This is a genomic window from Flavobacterium sp. ENC, from assembly GCF_020991415.1.
GTDB lineage: Bacteria > Bacteroidota > Bacteroidia > Flavobacteriales > Flavobacteriaceae > Flavobacterium.
In genome coordinates this window covers 493,094-512,271 of the sequence record NZ_JAJMOY010000002.1, presented here as the reverse complement: position 1 = coordinate 512,271, position 19,178 = coordinate 493,094, and the positions used below count along the sequence as shown (strand labels likewise).

Annotated in this window: 7 protein-coding genes; all 7 read right to left on the bottom strand. The window is 40.6% G+C overall.

Annotated elements, in window-relative coordinates; genetic code table 11:
• Positions 1-340: 340 nt before the first annotated feature.
• Positions 341-3,706, bottom strand: coding sequence for a CheR family methyltransferase (locus LPB89_RS06980; protein ID WP_230701047.1), 3,366 nt, complete (start codon positions 3,704-3,706; stop codon positions 341-343).
• A gap of 64 nt (positions 3,707-3,770) precedes the next feature.
• Positions 3,771-4,223: a response regulator gene (locus LPB89_RS06975; protein ID WP_230701046.1), complete on the bottom strand. Its 453-nt coding sequence runs from the start codon at positions 4,221-4,223 to the stop codon at positions 3,771-3,773.
• A gap of 448 nt (positions 4,224-4,671) precedes the next feature.
• Positions 4,672-6,096 carry a SusD/RagB family nutrient-binding outer membrane lipoprotein gene (locus LPB89_RS06970; protein ID WP_230701045.1) on the bottom strand — a complete coding sequence of 475 codons (1,425 nt, stop codon included), beginning with the start codon at positions 6,094-6,096 and terminating at the stop codon, positions 4,672-4,674.
• Positions 6,097-6,108: 12 nt separating this feature from the next.
• Entirely contained in the window at positions 6,109-9,300 is a 3,192-nt protein-coding gene (locus tag LPB89_RS06965; RefSeq protein WP_230701044.1) for a SusC/RagA family TonB-linked outer membrane protein, read from the bottom strand.
• Between the two features lie 1,480 nt (positions 9,301-10,780).
• The gene (locus tag LPB89_RS06960; protein ID WP_230701043.1) at positions 10,781-11,380 is read right to left on the bottom strand and encodes a murein L,D-transpeptidase catalytic domain-containing protein; all 600 of its coding nucleotides are present in this window, start codon (positions 11,378-11,380) and stop codon (positions 10,781-10,783) included.
• 181 nt (positions 11,381-11,561) lie between these two features.
• Positions 11,562-12,797: a response regulator gene (locus LPB89_RS06955; RefSeq protein ID WP_230701042.1), complete on the bottom strand. Its 1,236-nt coding sequence runs from the start codon at positions 12,795-12,797 to the stop codon at positions 11,562-11,564.
• Between the two features lie 10 nt (positions 12,798-12,807).
• On the bottom strand, positions 12,808-19,167 hold the full coding sequence (locus LPB89_RS06950) for a HAMP domain-containing protein (protein ID WP_230701041.1): 6,360 nt from the start codon (positions 19,165-19,167) through the stop codon (positions 12,808-12,810).
• Between the last annotated feature and the right edge of the window lie 11 nt (positions 19,168-19,178).

Below are 19,178 nucleotides of genomic sequence, written 5' to 3'. Positions count from 1 at the left end.
GTCCTGTCATTCCTAAAAATCGTATAGTCTTTTTCATTCATTACCTCTATTTCGCACGAAAATAGCAGTTAATTCCCTCAAAAATTACGGACTTTTCATATAAAAATTACGGTATACTGCTTTCAATACCGAAATTGAACAGGGCTTAACTATTCAGTTCCAATTTATTAACACAGGCTAGGAAGTAGTTTTGAATTGGCATCGCAGGAACGCAAAAACGAAGAATAAAATAATTCGCTACACCGCATAAAAAAACCCGCATATCGCGGGTTTTTCATTGGAAGTAAATAAACTGTAATGGACAGTAAAAATAGTTTTCTTTTTGAAGTACTGAATAACTTTAAACGGCTAATATGATATGAAATTCGGCACCAACATTTTCTTCAGCTTTAGAATAAATAATGCCTTTATGGTTTTCAACAATTTTTTTCCCAATCGAAAGCCCTATACCGGTACCACTGTAGACTTCATTGTTGTGGAGCCTTTGAAAAATAGTAAAAATTTTACTTTCATATTGTTTGTTAAAACCGATACCGTTGTCTTTGACCACTATTTTGTAGTATTCGCGGGTTGAATTTAAAGTGGGATACTTTTTAATCTGTGCTTTATTAAGTTTACTCGAACTGATTTCTATTTTACAAATTGTACCGTCATTTTTGCAAAACTTCATGGCATTACTGATCAGGTTGTAAAAAAGCTGATTCATTTGTAAGGCAACAGCCGTAACAACCGGTAATTTCCCCAGTTCTATCTGTACCTTATTGTCTTCTATAAGCAGTTCAAAATCAACAAGAATATTGGCGACAATCATATTTAAATCTGTTTTTACAAATTGTTTCTCCGGATTGTTGAGATAGGAATAAGCCAATAAATCTTTAATAAGCGTATTCATTCTTGTAGACGACTTGCTGATTTTGTCAAGCAACACCAGGCCTTCATCTGAAATTTTTTCGTCCATCCCCAAAAGCCTGCTGATAAACATTAATATCTTGCGAAGCGGTTCCTGCAGATCATGACTGGCGACATAAGCGTATTCCTGTAATTGTACATTGGCCCCGTGCAAATTTTTAACCGAACTCTCCAGTTCCGTATTGGCATTGAGCAAATCGGCGGTACGTTCCTGAACTTTGGCTTCAAAGCCGTCTGAAAGGACCTGCAGCCTCTTTTCTGTAATCCTGCGTTCTGTTATATCTTCTATAGCCAGCAGGATTAATTGTTCTTTACTGGTTTCATTGGTCACCTGTCGTGCATTCAGCAGCATGATACTTTCTTCATTAGGCAAAAGATTTACCGATATCTGGTAATCATCCAGCTGTGTTTTCTCGGGAAGTACTTTTTCAAGCATCGCACGCATCGGAACATTATCAAACAGGTGGTTCTGAATTTCATAAATCAGTTTCCCGTTGGCTTCATCCTTCGCAATATTGTATTTTTTAGAGAAAGCCCTGTTGATGTTTTTTATTCTCAAATTGGTATCAAGCACGACTATTGGTTCCCTGAGGGTCGCTACAATTGCTTCTGTATAATTTTTGGAAATATGAATCTCCTGCTGCTTGTTTAAAAGTTCCTGATTAATTTGCAAAAGCTCTTCATTGCTGGACTGCAGTTCTTCTTTTGAAGTTTCGAGTTCTTCGTTTAAACTTTGTAGTTCTTCACTGCCGCTCAGTAATTCTTCATTGGCACTCTGCAATTCTTCGTTGGATGCTTCCTGCTCTTCACTGATCGCGTTTACATCATCGTGTATTTTAGCCAGTTCTTTTTCGAGCTGTGCAATTCTTTTTAAATAAACATTGTCCCGCAATTCTTCGGAAGTAAATTTGCCTGAGGGTAAATTCTCCTGATCTATAGTACTTTTATAAAACAATACTAAAAAATAAGGCTCGGCAGTGTCTTCCAATCGCTGCATTTCTATGGTAATTTCTTCTGTAGTGCCTTTGCTTTTGATCTGAATCCGTTCTTTTTTGACAGGTGAATCGGTTTCTTTGACTTTATGCCAGGCATTACGAAGCTCGAAAGCCAGACCTTCCTTTGCCATTTTCAATAAGTTGAAAGTCGGTTTACCTGTAGAAAGTTCAATAAATTCAGCAATTGATCCGTTAATATGAACGATATCCATTTGTTCATTCACAATAACACTGGCCGGAGTATATTTGGCAAGCAATACAGACTCGGCGCTCTTTCTAAAATCTTCTTTGATAATTTCTTTTCTTTGGATAGCAGATTTAAAACTTTTTAATTTGTCATTCGCTCCTAAGCCGGAATGTACAAATCTACCCGAAACCTGTTTACGGATATAAATTTTGCCTGTTTTATCAAATGGCTGAAAAAGTTCAGCCGCAGGAACAGCCGTTTCTGATTTTCCCAACAGTAAAAAACCATTTTCTTTTAAGGCATAATGAAAAGTTGTCAGTGATTTCTTTTGTAAAAAGGAGTCCATATAGATAAAGACATTCCTGCAGGTAATCAAATCCATTTTAGCAAAAGGAGGATCGTTCAGAAAATTATGAACGGCAAAAATACATAGATCCCTGATTTGCCTTTTAATGGTATAACCCGTTGTATTTGACGTAAAATATTTGGAAAGCGTTGTTTCGGAAACATTCCGCATCTGGGATTTTCGGTAAAATCCAATTCTGGCTTTGGCAATCGCCACTTCTGAAATATCTGACGCAAAAATCTGGATTTCTTTGCCCTGGAGATTTTCGCCCAGAAATTCATGAAGCGCAATGGCTAATGTATACGCTTCTTCGCCCGTAGAGCAGCCTGCGATCCAGACCCGTATGGTATTTCCTTCCGGAACCCTGCTGGTTATTATGGGGAAAACTTTTTCTCTGATGATCTGAAATATTTTGGTATCCCTGAAAAATTCCGTCACGGGAATCAGCATATCGTTAAACAAATCTTCCGATGCCATTTTGTCCCCCCGTAAAACTTTAAGATAATCCCGGAGATTTACAATTTTGTTTAGTGCCATCCTTCTGGCAATACGCCTGCGAATAGTGGTTTGCTTGTAATAGGTAAAATCAACACCACTTTGCTGATGAAGGATTTTAATGATCTCCTGAAACACTACTTCATCATTGGAATCATTTTCTTCCCTAATGCTCTCTTTCAGTTTTGACAGCTTTATCAATTTCCCGACTATTTTCGGGGGAGTCAGCACGTAATCCACCACTCCGGCATTAATAGCGTTTTGGGGCATTTCATTATAAAGGGCATCAGCATCCTGTGCAAAAGTGACACCTCCGTGTTTTTTTATGGCTCTTAATCCGATTGTTCCGTCAGACCCGCTGCCCGAAAGCAATACACCATAGGCCAAATCAAGATGCACTTCGGCCAATGACGTAAAAAAAACGTCTATTGCCTTGTTTTTGGTGTCTTTTTCACGGGGACTCAGCTTCAGTACTCCATCAAAAGAAGTGAGCATTTTGTTCTCCGGAATGACATAGATATTATTGGGCGCTAAATGAATCTCATCGGTAATTTCATTAATCGGAATTTTTGCGACACGCGAAAGAAGCTCCGTAAGCATACTGTCATGTGTAGGATGCAAATGCTGTACAATAACATACGCCATTTCAGAATCATCGGGAATAGCATCGATAAACTTGGTAAAAGCCTCCAGCCCTCCGGCCGAAGCCCCAATCCCTACAATAGGAAAGTCCTGACGTGTCGCTTCCGGTAAATTATTTGTATAAGCGTCCATATTTCTGTTGTTAATTTCTAAGCCTGGCGTCATAATGCCATTCCAAATGGTATGGTTGCAGCACCTAAACCGTAATAAGGAAAGATTCCATTTCTAAATGTTCCAGCTTTTTTTCCCAATCCATTTCGATTACTTTTTTTAGTAATTTTTTTAAATCATTAAAATTAGTTGGTTTTACAATATAGGCATTGGCACCCATTCCGAATGTATTCCTGATACCTTCTTCTGTTGCCGAGGTTGAATAAATCGCTATGATTGGAATATCCTTAAATTTACTATCATCACGAATTTGCTTCAGACTTTCAAACCCTGACATGACAGGCATATTCAGGTCTAAAAAAATGATATCCGGAATAGTAAGATCTTTATTATAAAGACGATTTAAAAGCTCCTGCCCGTTTTTACAAAATTCAACCGGAAAATTAAGAGGAATGTCTGTTAGCGCATCAGCAAAAAATTCCCTGTCGTCCGCGTCATCATCCGTCAGCAAGATCCTTATATTCTCTTTATTTTTCATTAGTCCGTTTACTGTTTAATTCAAATGTACGTTTTAAATAAAAGGGTTAGTGACTAATCAAAGTATTTACTTACATCCGTTTTACCTGCAAGAGGTTTGATTCTGTAAAAAAAGGACTGCCTCACTGGAAAATCAGGCTTTTATCAAAAAAAGAAAGCTTCCGTACTATTCTTTAATTGTAGTCTTTTAGTTACGAAAATATTGATTTATAACAAAATCCGGAGAAGAATAGTAAGGTTTAGTAAGCACAATATTTAAAATGCAGCACTGCTATGTTTGATTTTTAAACTTTTAAGCTGAAAACCGACCGCCGGATTGGAAGCTATATTTTGGATTAAAAACAAAAAAAACGATCCTTAAGATCGTTTTTTTTAACTACTAGTATTGTTTTGTTCGCAACAACATACTGAACCTTATGTTTTTAGTTCAGGATTCTTGCTGAATCAGCTTATTTGATATCAAACCATAGTTTGGTAGTCAGCAGGTCTTTTCCCTGAACCGCTATTGCGGCCTGATAACTGGATCCGTTTAGCGACTGTTCTGTTCCCGGATAAAAGAAACGCGAAGGTATCTTTCCGTCCAGAACGGTGGCCGGACCGGCAGTAAATACCGGATAGTCAAGTCTTCTCCACTCTGCAAAAGCATCAAGACCCTGTCCAAAGAAAGCAATCCATTTCTGCGTACCTATCGATTTGGCATAATTTGCGGCATCGTATTTTACAGTGGCCTGATTCAGGTAATTTGAAATCACGGTTGCATTCGTTATCCCAAATTGGTTCAGTGATGCGGTAATGGCATTTTTATAAAGCTGCTCTGCATCTCCTGCAATATACCCGCGGGCCACTGCTTCGGAAAGATTGAACTGCACTTCAGAATACGAAAAGATGACAGCAGGCGATGCCGAAGTCAGGAAATAAGTTCCCGGTTTTGATGTCTTGGCAAAACCCTGACTGTTGGCATCACTGTTTGACAATCCGTTACCACCGCCAACGTATTTACCGACACTGGCATCTGATGGTAATTGAGCATAAACAGGTAAACGCGGATCTGACAACTCATATAACTTATCTACCATTGTTTTTGAAATACGGTAATCATCACGTGTTTCGAACCAGGCTGAAGCCGGATTTTGCTGTGGTGAACTGGTGTAAATAAACTGAAAGGTTTCGCTGTTACTCCCAATTAATCCTCCGGCATCAGTGGTGGCCTCAATAGCAGCCTGTTTGGCCAAAGCCGGCTCCCTGTCTGCAATTCTCAGTGCGATACGCAAACGAAGCGAATTTACCAGTTTTTTCCATTTCAGAACATCTCCTTTATAAATCAAATCACCTGTCACAGTCCCTTTTGAAGGACTTAGTAAAGACTGGGCTTGTTTCAGATCCTCCAGTAATCCTGTATATACTTCTTTTTGCGTATTATAGGCAGGAGTCACTTTTAGGCCTGCTTCTTTATAAGGAATGCTTCCATAAGCATCAGTAAGCAATAAAAAGGTCCACGAGCGCAGGGTTAGTGCAATTCCCTTATAATTTGCATTGGCCTGTTGCTCCGGGAAATTCAGGATCGTATTCAAATCTGTAATTAAAGTCGCGTATCCGGTATTCCACAAAGTGGTGAAAGAGGTGTTCGACACATCGTACCGGTCCGGTTCCGTATATTGGATTTTAGCCCAATGCTGGGCAAATAATAAAGAGGAATCAAAATTATTGGTGGACCCCCAGTATAAATCAGCACCCTGTTTTAAGGTTCCTGTTAAGAGGTAAGGTGCCAATGGTGTTTCAGTTGCATTTGGATTTTTATTAATATCATCCAGGGTATCGCTGCAAGAGGTCAGTGCCACTGCAAACAACGTTATATAGGCTAATTTTTTTAGCATGATTTTTTGTTTTTAAAATTTAAGATTAACGTTAAGACTGAAATTTCTCGTAGTCGGCAAAGACAAACTCTCCAATCCCTGACCATTTCCGGTATTGAAAGCTGTTTCAGGATCAATATTTGGTGCATCTTTATAGATAAACAGCAAATTACGGCCTACCGCAGTGATACTGGCACCATCTAATCCCAGCTTTCTGGCAAATTTTTTATTGAAATTGTAAGCCAGTTTTATTTCTCTCAGTTTTACAAAAGTGGAGCTGTAAACATAAGCTTCACCAATATTGTAGGACGCTTTGTAATATTCCTGCGCACTAAGTACTGAAGTATTCGGGGTTCCGTCTGCATATACACCTTTAAAGATCATTCCATCATCATAGATCACAGCACCGGCCGGAGCATTGCCGCCTGAAACTAACGTTTTTGTGCTTGTGGTACCATTAGTCGCTATATAATAATTTAATCCGCCATTCGCAGCATCACGACCCGGAAGCGTTTCAGCTAATACACCGGTGTAAGTACCAGTTCTGTTCGTTCCAGAAAAAATTTCTCCTCCTACACTGGCATCCACAAGGAATGAAAGTTCAAGATTTTTGTAGGTCAGGGTGTTGGTAATACCGGCTAAATAGTCCGGGGTATAGTGTCCCAATACTCGTTTTGTGGGATCCGCTTTCGGCAATCCGTTGGCACCTACTACAATGTTTCCATTTGCGTCGCGCTGATAGGCTGTCCCATAAAGTGCACCGTAGGCCTGTCCTACTGATGCGAGTACATCTACCCCTCCTGAAGAACTAATGGTATAATTTTGAATCTTTTTATCATAATCCAGAATTTCTACTTTGCTTTTATTGGTTGAATAATTTAAAGCGACATTCCATTTGAAATTTTCGTTTTGAACAGGATTTCCGTCCAGTTGAATTTCGATACCACGGTTATTTATTTTTCCGGCATTGATTAACTGTGAATTGTAACCACTTCCGGCCGTTGTTTTGATTTCCAGGATCTGGTCAAAACTATTGGTGTTGTAGTAAGCAAAATCAAAATGCAGTCTGTTTTTCCAGAAAGAAGCTTCTAAACCAAGTTCAGTAGAACGGGTGGTCTCCGGTTTCAGGTTTTCATTGAGTTTCTTCTGGGAAGAAGTCTGAATCGGATTTCCGTCGAATGCGGTTTGAAAATTGTAAACCGTTGCCAGTTGATACGGATCTGCGTCATTTCCAACTTCAGACCAGCCACCGCGTACTTTTAAGAAATCAAGTGTGTTGCTTTTCAGATTAAGGGCTTCAGACAACACCAAACTACCATTAAAAGAAGGATAGAAATAAGAGCGGTTATTGCTCGGCAATGTCGATGACCAGTCATTACGCGCCGTAACGTTTAGGTAGGCATAATTTTTATAACCAAATTGTGCTGAGGCATACGCACTGTACACTCTCAATCTTGACAAGGTGTTTGATGATGTTAACGGATCACGTGAATTGGTCAGTGTATACAAATCAGGCACTGCCAGACGTGGTGCTTTTTGATAGTTGTTTGCATCGCTGTGGTTACGAATATTGAATCCGGCAAGTGCATCAACGGTGAAATCATCGTTTAGTTTTTTAGTATACGTAAAAATACCTTCGGTGTTTTGTTCGTTTACAGTATACGCGTCTTCCGCATAGGATCCAAAAGGAGTTCCGTTGGTACCGTATTTAATTTCATATTTTCTGCGATCGTTATAATAATCAACGCCGGTACGGAATTTAAAATTAAGTCCCTCGGCAAGCTTGGCATCCAGGTGAATATCTCCTATCAGACGGTTACGCTGCTGACTTGTAGTGTTATAGTAAGCATTCCAGTACGGGTTACTGTAGTAGCTGTTGTTCCAGTTTACATTTCTGTTATTACGAAGATCATTGATATCGACCTGGCGTCCGAACCACAGAAACTGAAGCATTACGCCGGCAGCACGGTTCCCTGATGGACCTCCCGGAAGTGCCGGTGCATCAGTAACAATATAATTTCCCGTCACACCGACTTTTATACTTTTGGATATTTGATAATTGGAATTAATCGAAAAGTTTGTTTTGTTTACTTCACTGTTCGGTACTGTCCCTAATTGTTTTTGATTATTTACCCCCAAACGGAAATCTGATTTTTCATCTGACTTCGCCACAGAGATACTGTTATCATAGGTAATTCCGGTATTAAAGAAGTCCCTCACATTATCAGGATGAGCCACAAAAGGTACGGCTACCCCATTTGAATTAAACTGAGGAATAAGTCTACCATCCAGTTTAGGACCCCAGCTTTCATCAACTCCGTCATTGACACCGCCGCCTTTACCATCTACATAACTGAATTTTCCGTTTGATCCCTGACCAAATGAATTTTGAAATTTTGGCAATGTAGCAACCTGAGACAGTGTGATACCGGTACTAAAGCTGATGCCTAATCCCTTTTGGCTTTTTCCTGATTTGGTCGTGATCAAAACCACACCATGCGCTGCACGTGATCCGTAAAGGGCTGCAGCATTCGGGCCTTTTAATACTGTTAAGGATTCAATATCATTCGGATTCAGATCGGCAATGGCATTTTTGAAATCACGGGTTGCTCCGCCCACACTTCCCAATTGCGAGTTGTCTACCGGAACTCCGTCTACCACAAATAAGGGTTGGTTATTTCCGCCTATAGAGGTTTCTCCACGAATAACAATACGCGAAGAACCCATATCTCCCTGTGAATTGGTAATACGTACTCCGGCCAATTTACCGGTCATACTATTCAGAAAGTTGGTTTCTTTAGTTTCTGCCAGATCCCTGTTCTTAAGCGATTGTGTCGTATAACCCAGTGATTTTTTTTCTTTTGTAATACCCAGTGCGGTCACAACTACTTCTGACAATGCATTTTCTTCCTGGGTAATATCAATCACCACTGAGTTTGCATTTACGACAACTTCCGTTTTTTTATACCCCATATAACTTACTATAAGGGTGTAAGGAAATTTTTGTCCGGTCTGGAAATAAAATTTCCCGTCAAAATCTGTTACAACACCGTGGGTAGTGCCTTTAATGTTTATGGAAGCACCAATAACCGGCTCCTTCGTAACAGCATCGATTACTGTTCCTTCGAGTTTGGACTGGATTAACGGTTTGGTCTCCTGAGCTTTAATTCCTATGGAAATCAATAAAATACAGAACCAGATATAGCTGTTTAATTTTTTTTTCATTACTTTGTTTTGGTTTAATAAATAAGGGGAGCCGAAAACGGATTTACTCCACTCTCGCTTTCCTTATCAGAGATGTACAATTTCTTTAAGCTTCACCATTTCTGCTGCAACAGAAATGGTTTTTTTTTATCTGCAACACATTCGTTTTTTCATTTCTTTTTTTTTTGAATTATTATTTTTGAATTGGTATAAAGTAGAGATTGAAGAGTTCTTAATGACAACTTCAGAAGTACAAATGACCTGAATTTTCCTCCCGATCAAAAATGACGTGCATTTAATAACCTTTCATCCCCTGTATTTCCTTACTTTTAAATTATACTAATTTGATAGAACAAAGGTATATTAAAAAGTTAAAGACAAAAACTTAAATTGTTTTTTTTGCAAAAAAAATGTTAAGCAAAATAATTTTTAAATTTTAAATTACTAAAAATAAGAACGTTAGAAGTTTTGCGCATTTTTTGCACCGTGTAAGAATTTTTCTAAAACAAACGCTTTAAATTCGAAAAAACAAACCTTTTTTGAGTTCGAATTAACACAATAAGCCTCTAATTCTTCTGCAAATGCAAGGCTTGTCGTCTTATGGAAACCTTTCTGCATCATTAAGAGAAATTTGCAATACTAAATTTTAAATAAACTATTAGTACGTACCATTCTTATATTCGGTACTACAATTAAATCCCGGTTATTTCTGAAAATGATCGACAAAGATTGGCGATTTTAGCAACGGAGTTCTTAGTGTGATTTACTTCCTCTGTTCGCTATCGCTCGGGTCTCCCTTCAGTCGAAATGATACCAGAAGATTGACAAAAATTCTCCGCTATTAGTTATTGAGTTTGCTGTGTCATTTCGACCGAAGGGAGAAATCGCACAAGATGATCCACAAAGATTGGCGATTTTAGCAACGGAGTTCCTAGTGTGATTTACTTCATATGTTCGCTATCGCTCGGGTCTCTCTTCGGTCGAAATGACACGAGAAGATTGACAAAGATTTTTGATTTTAGCAACGGAGTTACTAGTGTGATTTCTCCCTTGGGTCGAAATGACACGAGAAGATTGACAAAGATTTGTGATTTTAGCAACGGAGTTCCTAGTGTGATTTACTTCATCTGTTCGCTATCGCTCGGGTCTCTCTTCGGTCGAAATGACACCAGAAGATTGACAAAAATTCTCCGCTATTAGTTATTGAGTTTGCTGTGTCATTTCGACCAAAGGGAGAAATCGCACAAGATGATCCACAAAGATTGGCGATTTTAGCAACGGAATTCTAATGTGGTTTACTTCGTCTGTTCGCTATCGCTCGGGTCTCCCTTCGTCGAAATGACAAACTGAGGCTTACTAATGAAAAGTTTATAAGAATCCTTTATCAATTTTGTATTTCCGTAGTTTTTCAATTACTCCATAAAAAAAGAGCTGTACGATACAGCTCTTTTTTATGGTATATAATTATGTGAATTATTGTTTCTCTATCGGGATACGGCTATCAATAATAAACGTACATCATGATTTTCGCATCAGAACTTTCAATTACTTTTTCAAGTCTTTTGAAAAACACTTCGTTTACCATCGGGCAACCGTGACTTCTGGCGATGTAATATTCCTGCTCTTCATAAGGAACTGCTGAATATTGATGCAAAACTATAGCTCTTTTAAAGGCATTGCTGTTGGTTTCGTCCAGTCCGTTAAGTCTGAAGGCTTTTCCAAACATTCCATTATAGGATTTCTCTACCGAATATCGGCCTAGTGAAGTAGAATTGGAATTAGGTTCATTGCTGAATTTTAGTTCTCCTTTTATTCCGGTTTCAGAACCGCAGCCATGAGCTACAAGTCCCTGATCTAAAATTTTGTCATTCTGAAGGTCGTACACAAAAAAACGATTTTTACCGGATTTGATTCTCATATCCACCAAAAAAGCGATTTTATTACTGTATCTGCGATCAATAACGGCTGTGGCTTTAATCTCTTTTACGTGATCCGTAAGTCTCATTACTTCGAGATCTGTCATGGTCTCGATTTCGCTGGTTCCTCTGTAGGTAGTAAAAGAGCAAAGGCTTACAAAAAGTGAAATAAAAAATATTTTCATACGCAATCTAAATAAGTTAAAAAGTAGAATTTGGGATAAAATGCTTTAAAACGTAATATTTTCATTACTTGATGTTGCAAAAATAGAAAAAATAATTACATAATTCCCATGTTTGCACTGTTAAATTTTGCGTAAATATTTGAAAATGTGATAAATAAAATTAAAAAACAGGTCTGATTTGTTAAATTGGAATGTAAATATTAAACTTCACGCCCTCCATCGGTGCGCCTGATGCCGTGATAAAGCCATTGTGGTTCTCTATAATTTTTTTTACGATCGCCAGGCCAATCCCTGTTCCATCATAGACATCGCGGCTATGTAATCGCTGGAAAACGCCAAAGATCTTTTCGTTATGCTGTGATTCAAATCCTATTCCGTTGTCTTCAAAAGTAATATGGCAGTATTTTTCGTCGGGCGATAATTTTTCATTTTCCAATGCCGCACCGTCAGTGATAGTGCTTTTTATGGTGATCTGCAAAGGCGTATCTTTTTTGGCAAATTTGATGGCATTGCTTAATAAATTTTCCATCAGCTGCACAAACTGAAACGGAATAACATCGATTTTTCCGTTAAAATCTGTTTCGATTACGACTTTCTTTTCCTGAATATTTTCGCGCAGTGCTTCCTTCACATCAGCAAGGATGATATTGAGGTCAGTGCTTTCAAATTTCCGGTCTATAATATTGGTTCGGGAAAATGTCAGCAAGCTGTTAATCAGTTCTCTCATTCGGGTGGTCGAATACAAAATCCGGTCAAATTTCAGTTTTCCGTCAGTGGAAAGATTCGGATATTCGTTGGTCAGGATCACATTTGCAAACGTTTGTATTTTGCGCAGGGGTTCCTGCAAGTCATGACTGGAGATATACGTAAAAGCATCCAGTTCCATGTTTTTGTTCTTCAGTTCTGCTGCATGTTTTTCGATTGCCGCATATTGGGCAGCAAGCGTTTTATTCGCTTTTAAAATAATTTCATTTAATCGCGTAGCTTCTTCTTCCTTAACGCGTAATTCCAGGTTTTTCTTAAACAGCTCCGTAAAAACCATTACTTTGGCCTGCAGTATTTCGGGTGACAGGGGCTTAATCATATAATCTACCGCACCGGACTGATATCCTTTAAAAATATACTCGGTAGTATCCATATTGGCGGTCAGGAAAATAATCGGGACATGCTTCAGCTTCTCACTCTGACGAATAAGTTCCGCTGTTTCAAAACCGTCCATTAACGGCATTTGCACATCCATTAAGATGATAGCAAAATCCTGATCTTTCAGCAAAATCCGCAGGGCATCTTTTCCGGAAGATGCCTCGACAAATTTATAACCTCTGTCAGCCAGGACTACCTGTAAGGAAAGCAGATTTTCTTTTTTATCATCCACAATCAGAATTTTGATCGGGCCATCTGCAGTGCTGTTTTTCATTGGATATTAATTATTTAAGCCATACACGCATCAACGTGGATAATTGTTCAACATTTACAGGTTTTGTCATATAATCTGAAGCCCCGGATTCAATACAGCGCTGTCTGTCCCCTTTCATGGCTTTTGCCGTTACGGCGATAATAGTCAGATCTTTATGTTTCGGGTCTTTTCTAATATGTTTCATGGTTTCGTACCCATCCATTTCGGGCATCATAATGTCCATTAAAACAATATCTATTGCCTCGTCTTCATTAATAAGATCAATGGCTTCCTGACCGCTTTCCGCACTAATAACGTCAAGGCCGTAACGCTCTAATGCGGTTGTCAGCGCAAATAAATTTCGAACATCGTCATCGACCAAAAGTACTTTTTTACCCTGTAATACATCTTCTTTTAAATAGAAAGATTCAATTCTTTCGCGCATCAGTTCCGGAAGTTCCTTGTGGACACGGTGCATAAACAGGGCCGTCTGATCTACCAGTTCTTCTATAGAATCTACGCTTTTGACAATAATGCTGTGGGCAAACCGGTTCAGTTTCGCTTTTTGCTGTTTGTTGACATCTCCGGCAGAATGCACAATAATTGCTGTTTCCTGTCCTGCAATATTATTTTCGAGATCATTAATAAGATCTAAACCGTCCGCATCCGGCAATACCAAATCTAAGATAATACAATCAAATGATTTTTTTCCTAATAAAGTAACGGCCTCTTTGGCTGTTTTTGCTGCCGAAACCACAATATCATCACCGCTTACGGCTTCCAGTATTCTGTTTAGCTCTGCCTCGTTATCATCTACGACCAGCAAATTTTTGATTTTCTTGTTTTTAAAGTCATGAATATCATTAAATAACTGTGTCAGCGAATCATTTTTTACCGGTTTCAGCAGAAAGTTTCTCGCACCGCGTTTCAGTCCTTTATTGCGTTCGTCTTCACCGGAAATAATATAAACCGGAATATGGCGTAAATTGAAATCGGTTTTCAAACGGTCCAGGATTTTCCAGCCGCTGGTATCCGGCATATTAAGGTCCATGGTGATTGCGTGCGGATGAAACTGATTGATAAAGTCAATAACGTCGTTTCCTTTTGTCGTCACAATCGCTTTAATGCCATTATTATGGGCCTGTTCTAACATGATTTTAGCAAAAGTAAGGTTGTCTTCCGCAATCAGTAACACTTTATCGTTTGGCTTTATATCGGTTCGGTCATCGCCTACCTCATCCACAAAGAACAAGTCAATATCAGATCTGTTGAATTTTTCTGACGGTAACGATTTGATACGGCCTTTCTGATCGGCCTCTTCAGTGACGTCGATATTTTCAATTTCGGCAATATGTACAAATTTCAAAGGCAAAAATAACGTAAACTTACTTCCTACATTATTTTCGCTTTCCAGTTCGATACTTCCGCCTAATAAATCCGATAATCCACGGCTAATGGACAGTCCCAGACCTGTACCGCCATATTTACGGCTGGTCGAACCTTCCGCCTGCTGGAAGGCTTCAAAAATGATGTTTTGCTTTTCTTTCGAAATACCAATTCCGGTATCTGAAATTTCAAAGGCGACCACCGCTTCTGCATTTTCAAGGCTGATGTTATTGGTTTTCCAATTGTTGTTGGCTTTGTATATTTTAAGTTTAACTTCTCCTTTTTCGGTAAACTTGAAGGAGTTGGAAAGCAGGTTTTTCAGGATTTGATTCAATCGTTGTGAATCGGTTTCCATCAGTTCCGGAAGATTGTCGTCCATTATAATATTAAAACGAAGGTGTTTGGCTTCTGAAATCGGATTGAAAGTAGAAGCTACGAATCGGCTGATTTCTTCAAAACTAATCGGATTGTAATCCACGGAAATGTATCCGGATTCAATTTTAGATAAGTCAAGAATATCGTTAATCAGCTGGATAAGGTCATCCCCGCACGAATTGATTGTTTTCGCAAACTGAATTTGTTTTTCAGATAAATTTCCGTCACGATTCGCAATCAGCTCATTCGCTAAGATCTGCAAACTGTTTAGCGGTGTTCTTAACTCGTGCGACATATTCGCAAGGAATTCCGATTTGTATTTGGAGGTTAAAGTCAGCTGGTCGGCTTTTTCTTCCAGTGCTTTTCTCGCTACCTCAACTTCCTGGTTTTTAAGTTCTACCTCTTCTTTCTGGTTCGCTAATAAAAAGGCTTTTTCTTCCAGTTCCTCGTTCGTATTTTTCAATACTTCCTGCTGGCTTTTCAGCTCTCCTGCCAGCGATTGTGACTGTACCAGTAATTCTTCGGTTCTGGAGTTCGATTCGATTGTATTTAATACAATACCAATACTTTCTGTTAAACCTTCCAGGAAATCGAGATGCGTTTCACTGAACGTATCCAGCGATGCCAGTTCGATAACCGCTTTTAACTGGCCTTCAAATAATACGGGCAGGATAATAACGTCTTTGGGTTTGGCATCTCCAAGGCCCGAATTGATTCTGATATAATCTTTGGGCACATTGCTCAGAATAATTCTTTCTTTTTCTACAGCAACCTGTCCAATCAGTCCTTCGCCCATGGCATACTGCGTCGGGGAATTTTTTCTTTTAATATAGGCATAAGAAGCAATCAGGTTTAATTTGGAATCCATGAATTGTTCGTCTTCCTGCAGGATATAAAACAATCCGTGTTGGGCGGTCACCACCGTTGCCAGCTCTGACAGGATTTTTTTGGTCACCGAATTCAATTCTTTTTGCCCCTGAAGCATTTGCGTAAATTTCGCCAGATTCGATTTTAACCAGTCCTGTTCCTGATTTCTCAAAGTGGTGGCTTTCAGGTTCGAAATCATCTGGTTGATGGTATCTTTCAGGGCCTCAACCTCTCCTTTCGCTTCCACACCAATGGTTCGCGTTAAATCTCCCTGTGTTACCGCAGAAGCCACCTCAGAAATCGCACGTACCTGAGTCGTAAGATTCGCCGCCAGCTGATTTACGTTTTCTGTCAAGTTTTTCCATGTTCCCGATGCTCCCGGCACGTTGGCCTGGCCTCCCAGTTTTCCTTCGGCTCCCACCTCTCTCGCCACGGTAGTTACCTGATCGGAGAAGGTTGCGAGCGTATCAATCATTTCGTTGATGGTATCGGTTAATTGGGCCACCTCCCCTTTGGCATCAATGGATAATTTTTGTTTTAAGTTTCCTTTGGCTACAGAAGTTACTACTTTGGCGATTCCACGAACCTGTGAGGTTAAGTTGGAAGCCATTAAGTTAACCGAATCTGTTAAATCTTTCCAGGTTCCGGCAACCCCTTTCACTTCGGACTGTCCTCCCAGTTTTCCTTCGGTACCTACCTCACGCGCCACACGCGTTACCTCTGAGGCAAAAGAGTTCAGCTGTTCCACCATCGTATTGAAGGTGTTTTTCAAATCGAGGATTTCCCCTTTTACGTCAACCGTAATCGGTTTCGAAAGGTCGCCATTGGCTACGGCTTTGGTCACCTCGGCAATATTACGCACCTGATCGGTTAAGTTCGATGCCATCTGATTCACCGAATCCGTTAAATCTTTCCAGGTTCCGGCAACTCCCGGTACGAATGCCTGTCCGCCCAGTTTTCCGTCCGTTCCTACCTCACGCGCCACACGGGTTACCTCAGAGGCGAAGGCACGCAGCTGATCCACCATCGTATTTACGGTTTCTTTCAATTGCAGGATTTCTCCACGAACGTCTGCGGTAATTTTTTTCGACATATCCCCGTTGGCCACGGCAATCGTTACCTCGGCAATGTTACGCACCTGAGTCGTTAAGTTACCTGCCATCTGATTCACTGAATCGGTTAAATCTTTCCAGGTTCCCGCAACTCCCGGCACATTCGCCTGGCCTCCCAGTTTTCCTTCGGTACCTACCTCACGCGCCACACGGGTTACCTCGGAGGCAAATTCACGAAGCTGATCCACCATCGTATTCAGGGTTTCTTTCAATTGAAGAATTTCCCCGCGAACGTCCACCGTAATTTTTCGGGACATATCCCCATTGGCCACCGCAATCGCCACATCGGCAATATTACGAACCTGGGCGGTTAAGTTACCCGCCATCTGATTCACCGAATCGGTTAAATCTTTCCAGGTTCCGGCAACTCCCGGCACATTCGCCTGACCTCCTAGTTTTCCTTCGGTTCCTACCTCTCTCGATACACGGGTTACTTCAGAAGCAAAGCCCCGCAGCTGATCCACCATCGTGTTAATTGTATTTTTTAACTCTAAGATTTCTCCTTTTACGTCAACGGTAATCTGGAGCGATAAATCGCCTTTGGCTACCGCTGTGGTTACCTCGGCAATGTTACGTACTTGTCCGGTAAGATTCGATGCCATCTGGTTTACCGAATCGGTTAAATCTTTCCAGGTTCCACCAACACCTTCCACCTGCGCCTGACCTCCCAGTTTTCCTTCGGTACCTACCTCACGCGCCACACGGGTTACTTCCGAGGCGAACGAGTTCAGCTGGCCTACCATGGTATTAATCGTATTTTTAAGCTCGAGAATTTCTCCTTTTGTATCTACGGTAATCTGACGTGATAAATCGCCTTTGGCTACCGCTGTGGTTACCTCGGCGATATTACGCACCTGACCGGTTAAGTTGGACGCCATCTGATTTACCGAGTCCGTTAAATCTTTCCAGGTTCCCCCAACTCCTTTTACTTTTGCCTGGCCGCCCAGTTTTCCTTCGGTTCCTACCTCAAGTGCCACACGCGTTACCTCGGAAGAAAAGGAGTTCAGCTGATCCACCATCGTATTAATGGTTTTCTTCAGTTCCAGGATTTCTCCTTCGGCTACAGCCGTAATTTTTTTCGAAAGGTCACCATTTGCTACCGCTGTGGTTACCTCGGCAATGTTTCGTACCTGACCGGTTAGGTTAGAAGCCATCTGATTCACCGAGTCCGTTAAATCTTTCCAGGTTCCCCCAACTCCTTTTACTTTTGCCTGGCCTCCCAGCTTTCCTTCTGAACCTACCTCACGCGCCACACGCGTTACCTCGGCTCCAAAAGAGTTCAGCTGGTCCACCATCGTATTAATGGTATTTTTAAGTTCCAGGATTTCCCCTGCAACGTTTACGGTAATTTTCTTGGATAAATCTCCTTTTGCTACCGCTGTGGTTACCTCGGCAATATTACGTACCTGCCCCGTTAAATTGGACGCCATCTGATTTACCGAATCCGTTAAATCTTTCCAAACCCCACCGACACCACGCACTCTCGCCTGACCTCCGAGTTTTCCTTCCGATCCTACCTCTACGGCCACACGTGTCACCTCGGAAGAAAAGGAATTCAGCTGATCCACCATGGTGTTGATGGTATTTTTAAGTTCGAGGATTTCTCCTTTTACGTCCACGGTAATTTTTTTCGATAAATCTCCTTTTGCTACCGCCGTGGTTACATCGGCAATATTACGTACCTGTCCGGTTAAGTTGGAGGCCATCTGATTTACGGAATCCGTTAAATCTTTCCAGGTTCCCCCAACTCCTTTTACCTGTGCCTGTCCGCCCAGTTTTCCCTCAGTACCTACCTCACGTGCCACACGCGTTACCTCAGAGGAGAACGAGTTCAGCTGATCCACCATGGTATTGATGGTATTTTTTAATTCTAAAATTTCTCCTTTTACGTCAACGGTAATCTTTTTGGATAAATCTCCTTTGGCTACCGCCGTGGTTACATCGGCAATATTACGTACCTGTCCGGTTAAGTTAGAGGCCATCTTATTTACCGAATCGGTAAGATCTTTCCACACTCCTCCAACTCCCCTTACTTTGGCCTGACCTCCCAATTTACCTTCTGTACCTACCTCACGTGCCACACGGGTCACCTCCATAGAAAACAGGTTCAGCTGTTTTACCATTCCGTTTACCTCTTTGGCAATCCTTAAGAATTCTCCCTGAAGCGGATTTCCTTCAATAGACAGCGGCATCTCCTGGGATAAGTTTCCTTTTGCCACCGAGGTGATTACGTGCGCAATTTCGATCGTAGGATGCACCAGATCCGAAATCAGCGTGTTTACCGAATCAACACAGGAACTCCACGAACCCCTTGCACCATCGAGGGCTACCCTGTTGGTTAATTTTCCTTGTTTTCCAATGCTTTTCCCTACTTTCTGAAATTCAAAAACCATTCTTTCGTTGAGATCTATGATTTCATTTAAAGTATCGCAGATTGATCTTTTAATTCCGTTCTGGTCGGTTGGGAAACGTTGCGTAAAATTACCATTTTTGACTTTCAGCAAAATCTTTAAAAACTCTGCATCGCTTAAGACAGATTCTTCTGTATCTGCCTTTTTTGCTTTATTTTTTACTGGTTTTTCACCGGAAACAATCGGAAGAGCCAGTACCATTTCTGCAGCCTCCTTCTTATTTTCTTTTACTTTTTTCATGTTCTCAATTC

Excerpts from the sequence above, each read along its gene's own strand:
- LPB89_RS06965 (WP_230701044.1), bottom strand. The coding sequence starts at position 9,300 with ATGAAAAAAAAATTAAACAGCTATATCTGGTTCTGTATTTTATTGATT.
- LPB89_RS06955 (WP_230701042.1), bottom strand. The coding sequence starts at position 12,797 with ATGAAAAACAGCACTGCAGATGGCCCGATCAAAATTCTGATTGTGGAT.
- LPB89_RS06960 (WP_230701043.1), bottom strand. The coding sequence starts at position 11,380 with ATGAAAATATTTTTTATTTCACTTTTTGTAAGCCTTTGCTCTTTTACT.
- LPB89_RS06975 (WP_230701046.1), bottom strand. The coding sequence starts at position 4,223 with ATGAAAAATAAAGAGAATATAAGGATCTTGCTGACGGATGATGACGCG.
- LPB89_RS06980 (WP_230701047.1), bottom strand. The coding sequence starts at position 3,706 with ATGGACGCTTATACAAATAATTTACCGGAAGCGACACGTCAGGACTTT.
- LPB89_RS06950 (WP_230701041.1), bottom strand. The coding sequence starts at position 19,167 with ATGAAAAAAGTAAAAGAAAATAAGAAGGAGGCTGCAGAAATGGTACTG.
- LPB89_RS06970 (WP_230701045.1), bottom strand. The coding sequence starts at position 6,096 with ATGCTAAAAAAATTAGCCTATATAACGTTGTTTGCAGTGGCACTGACC.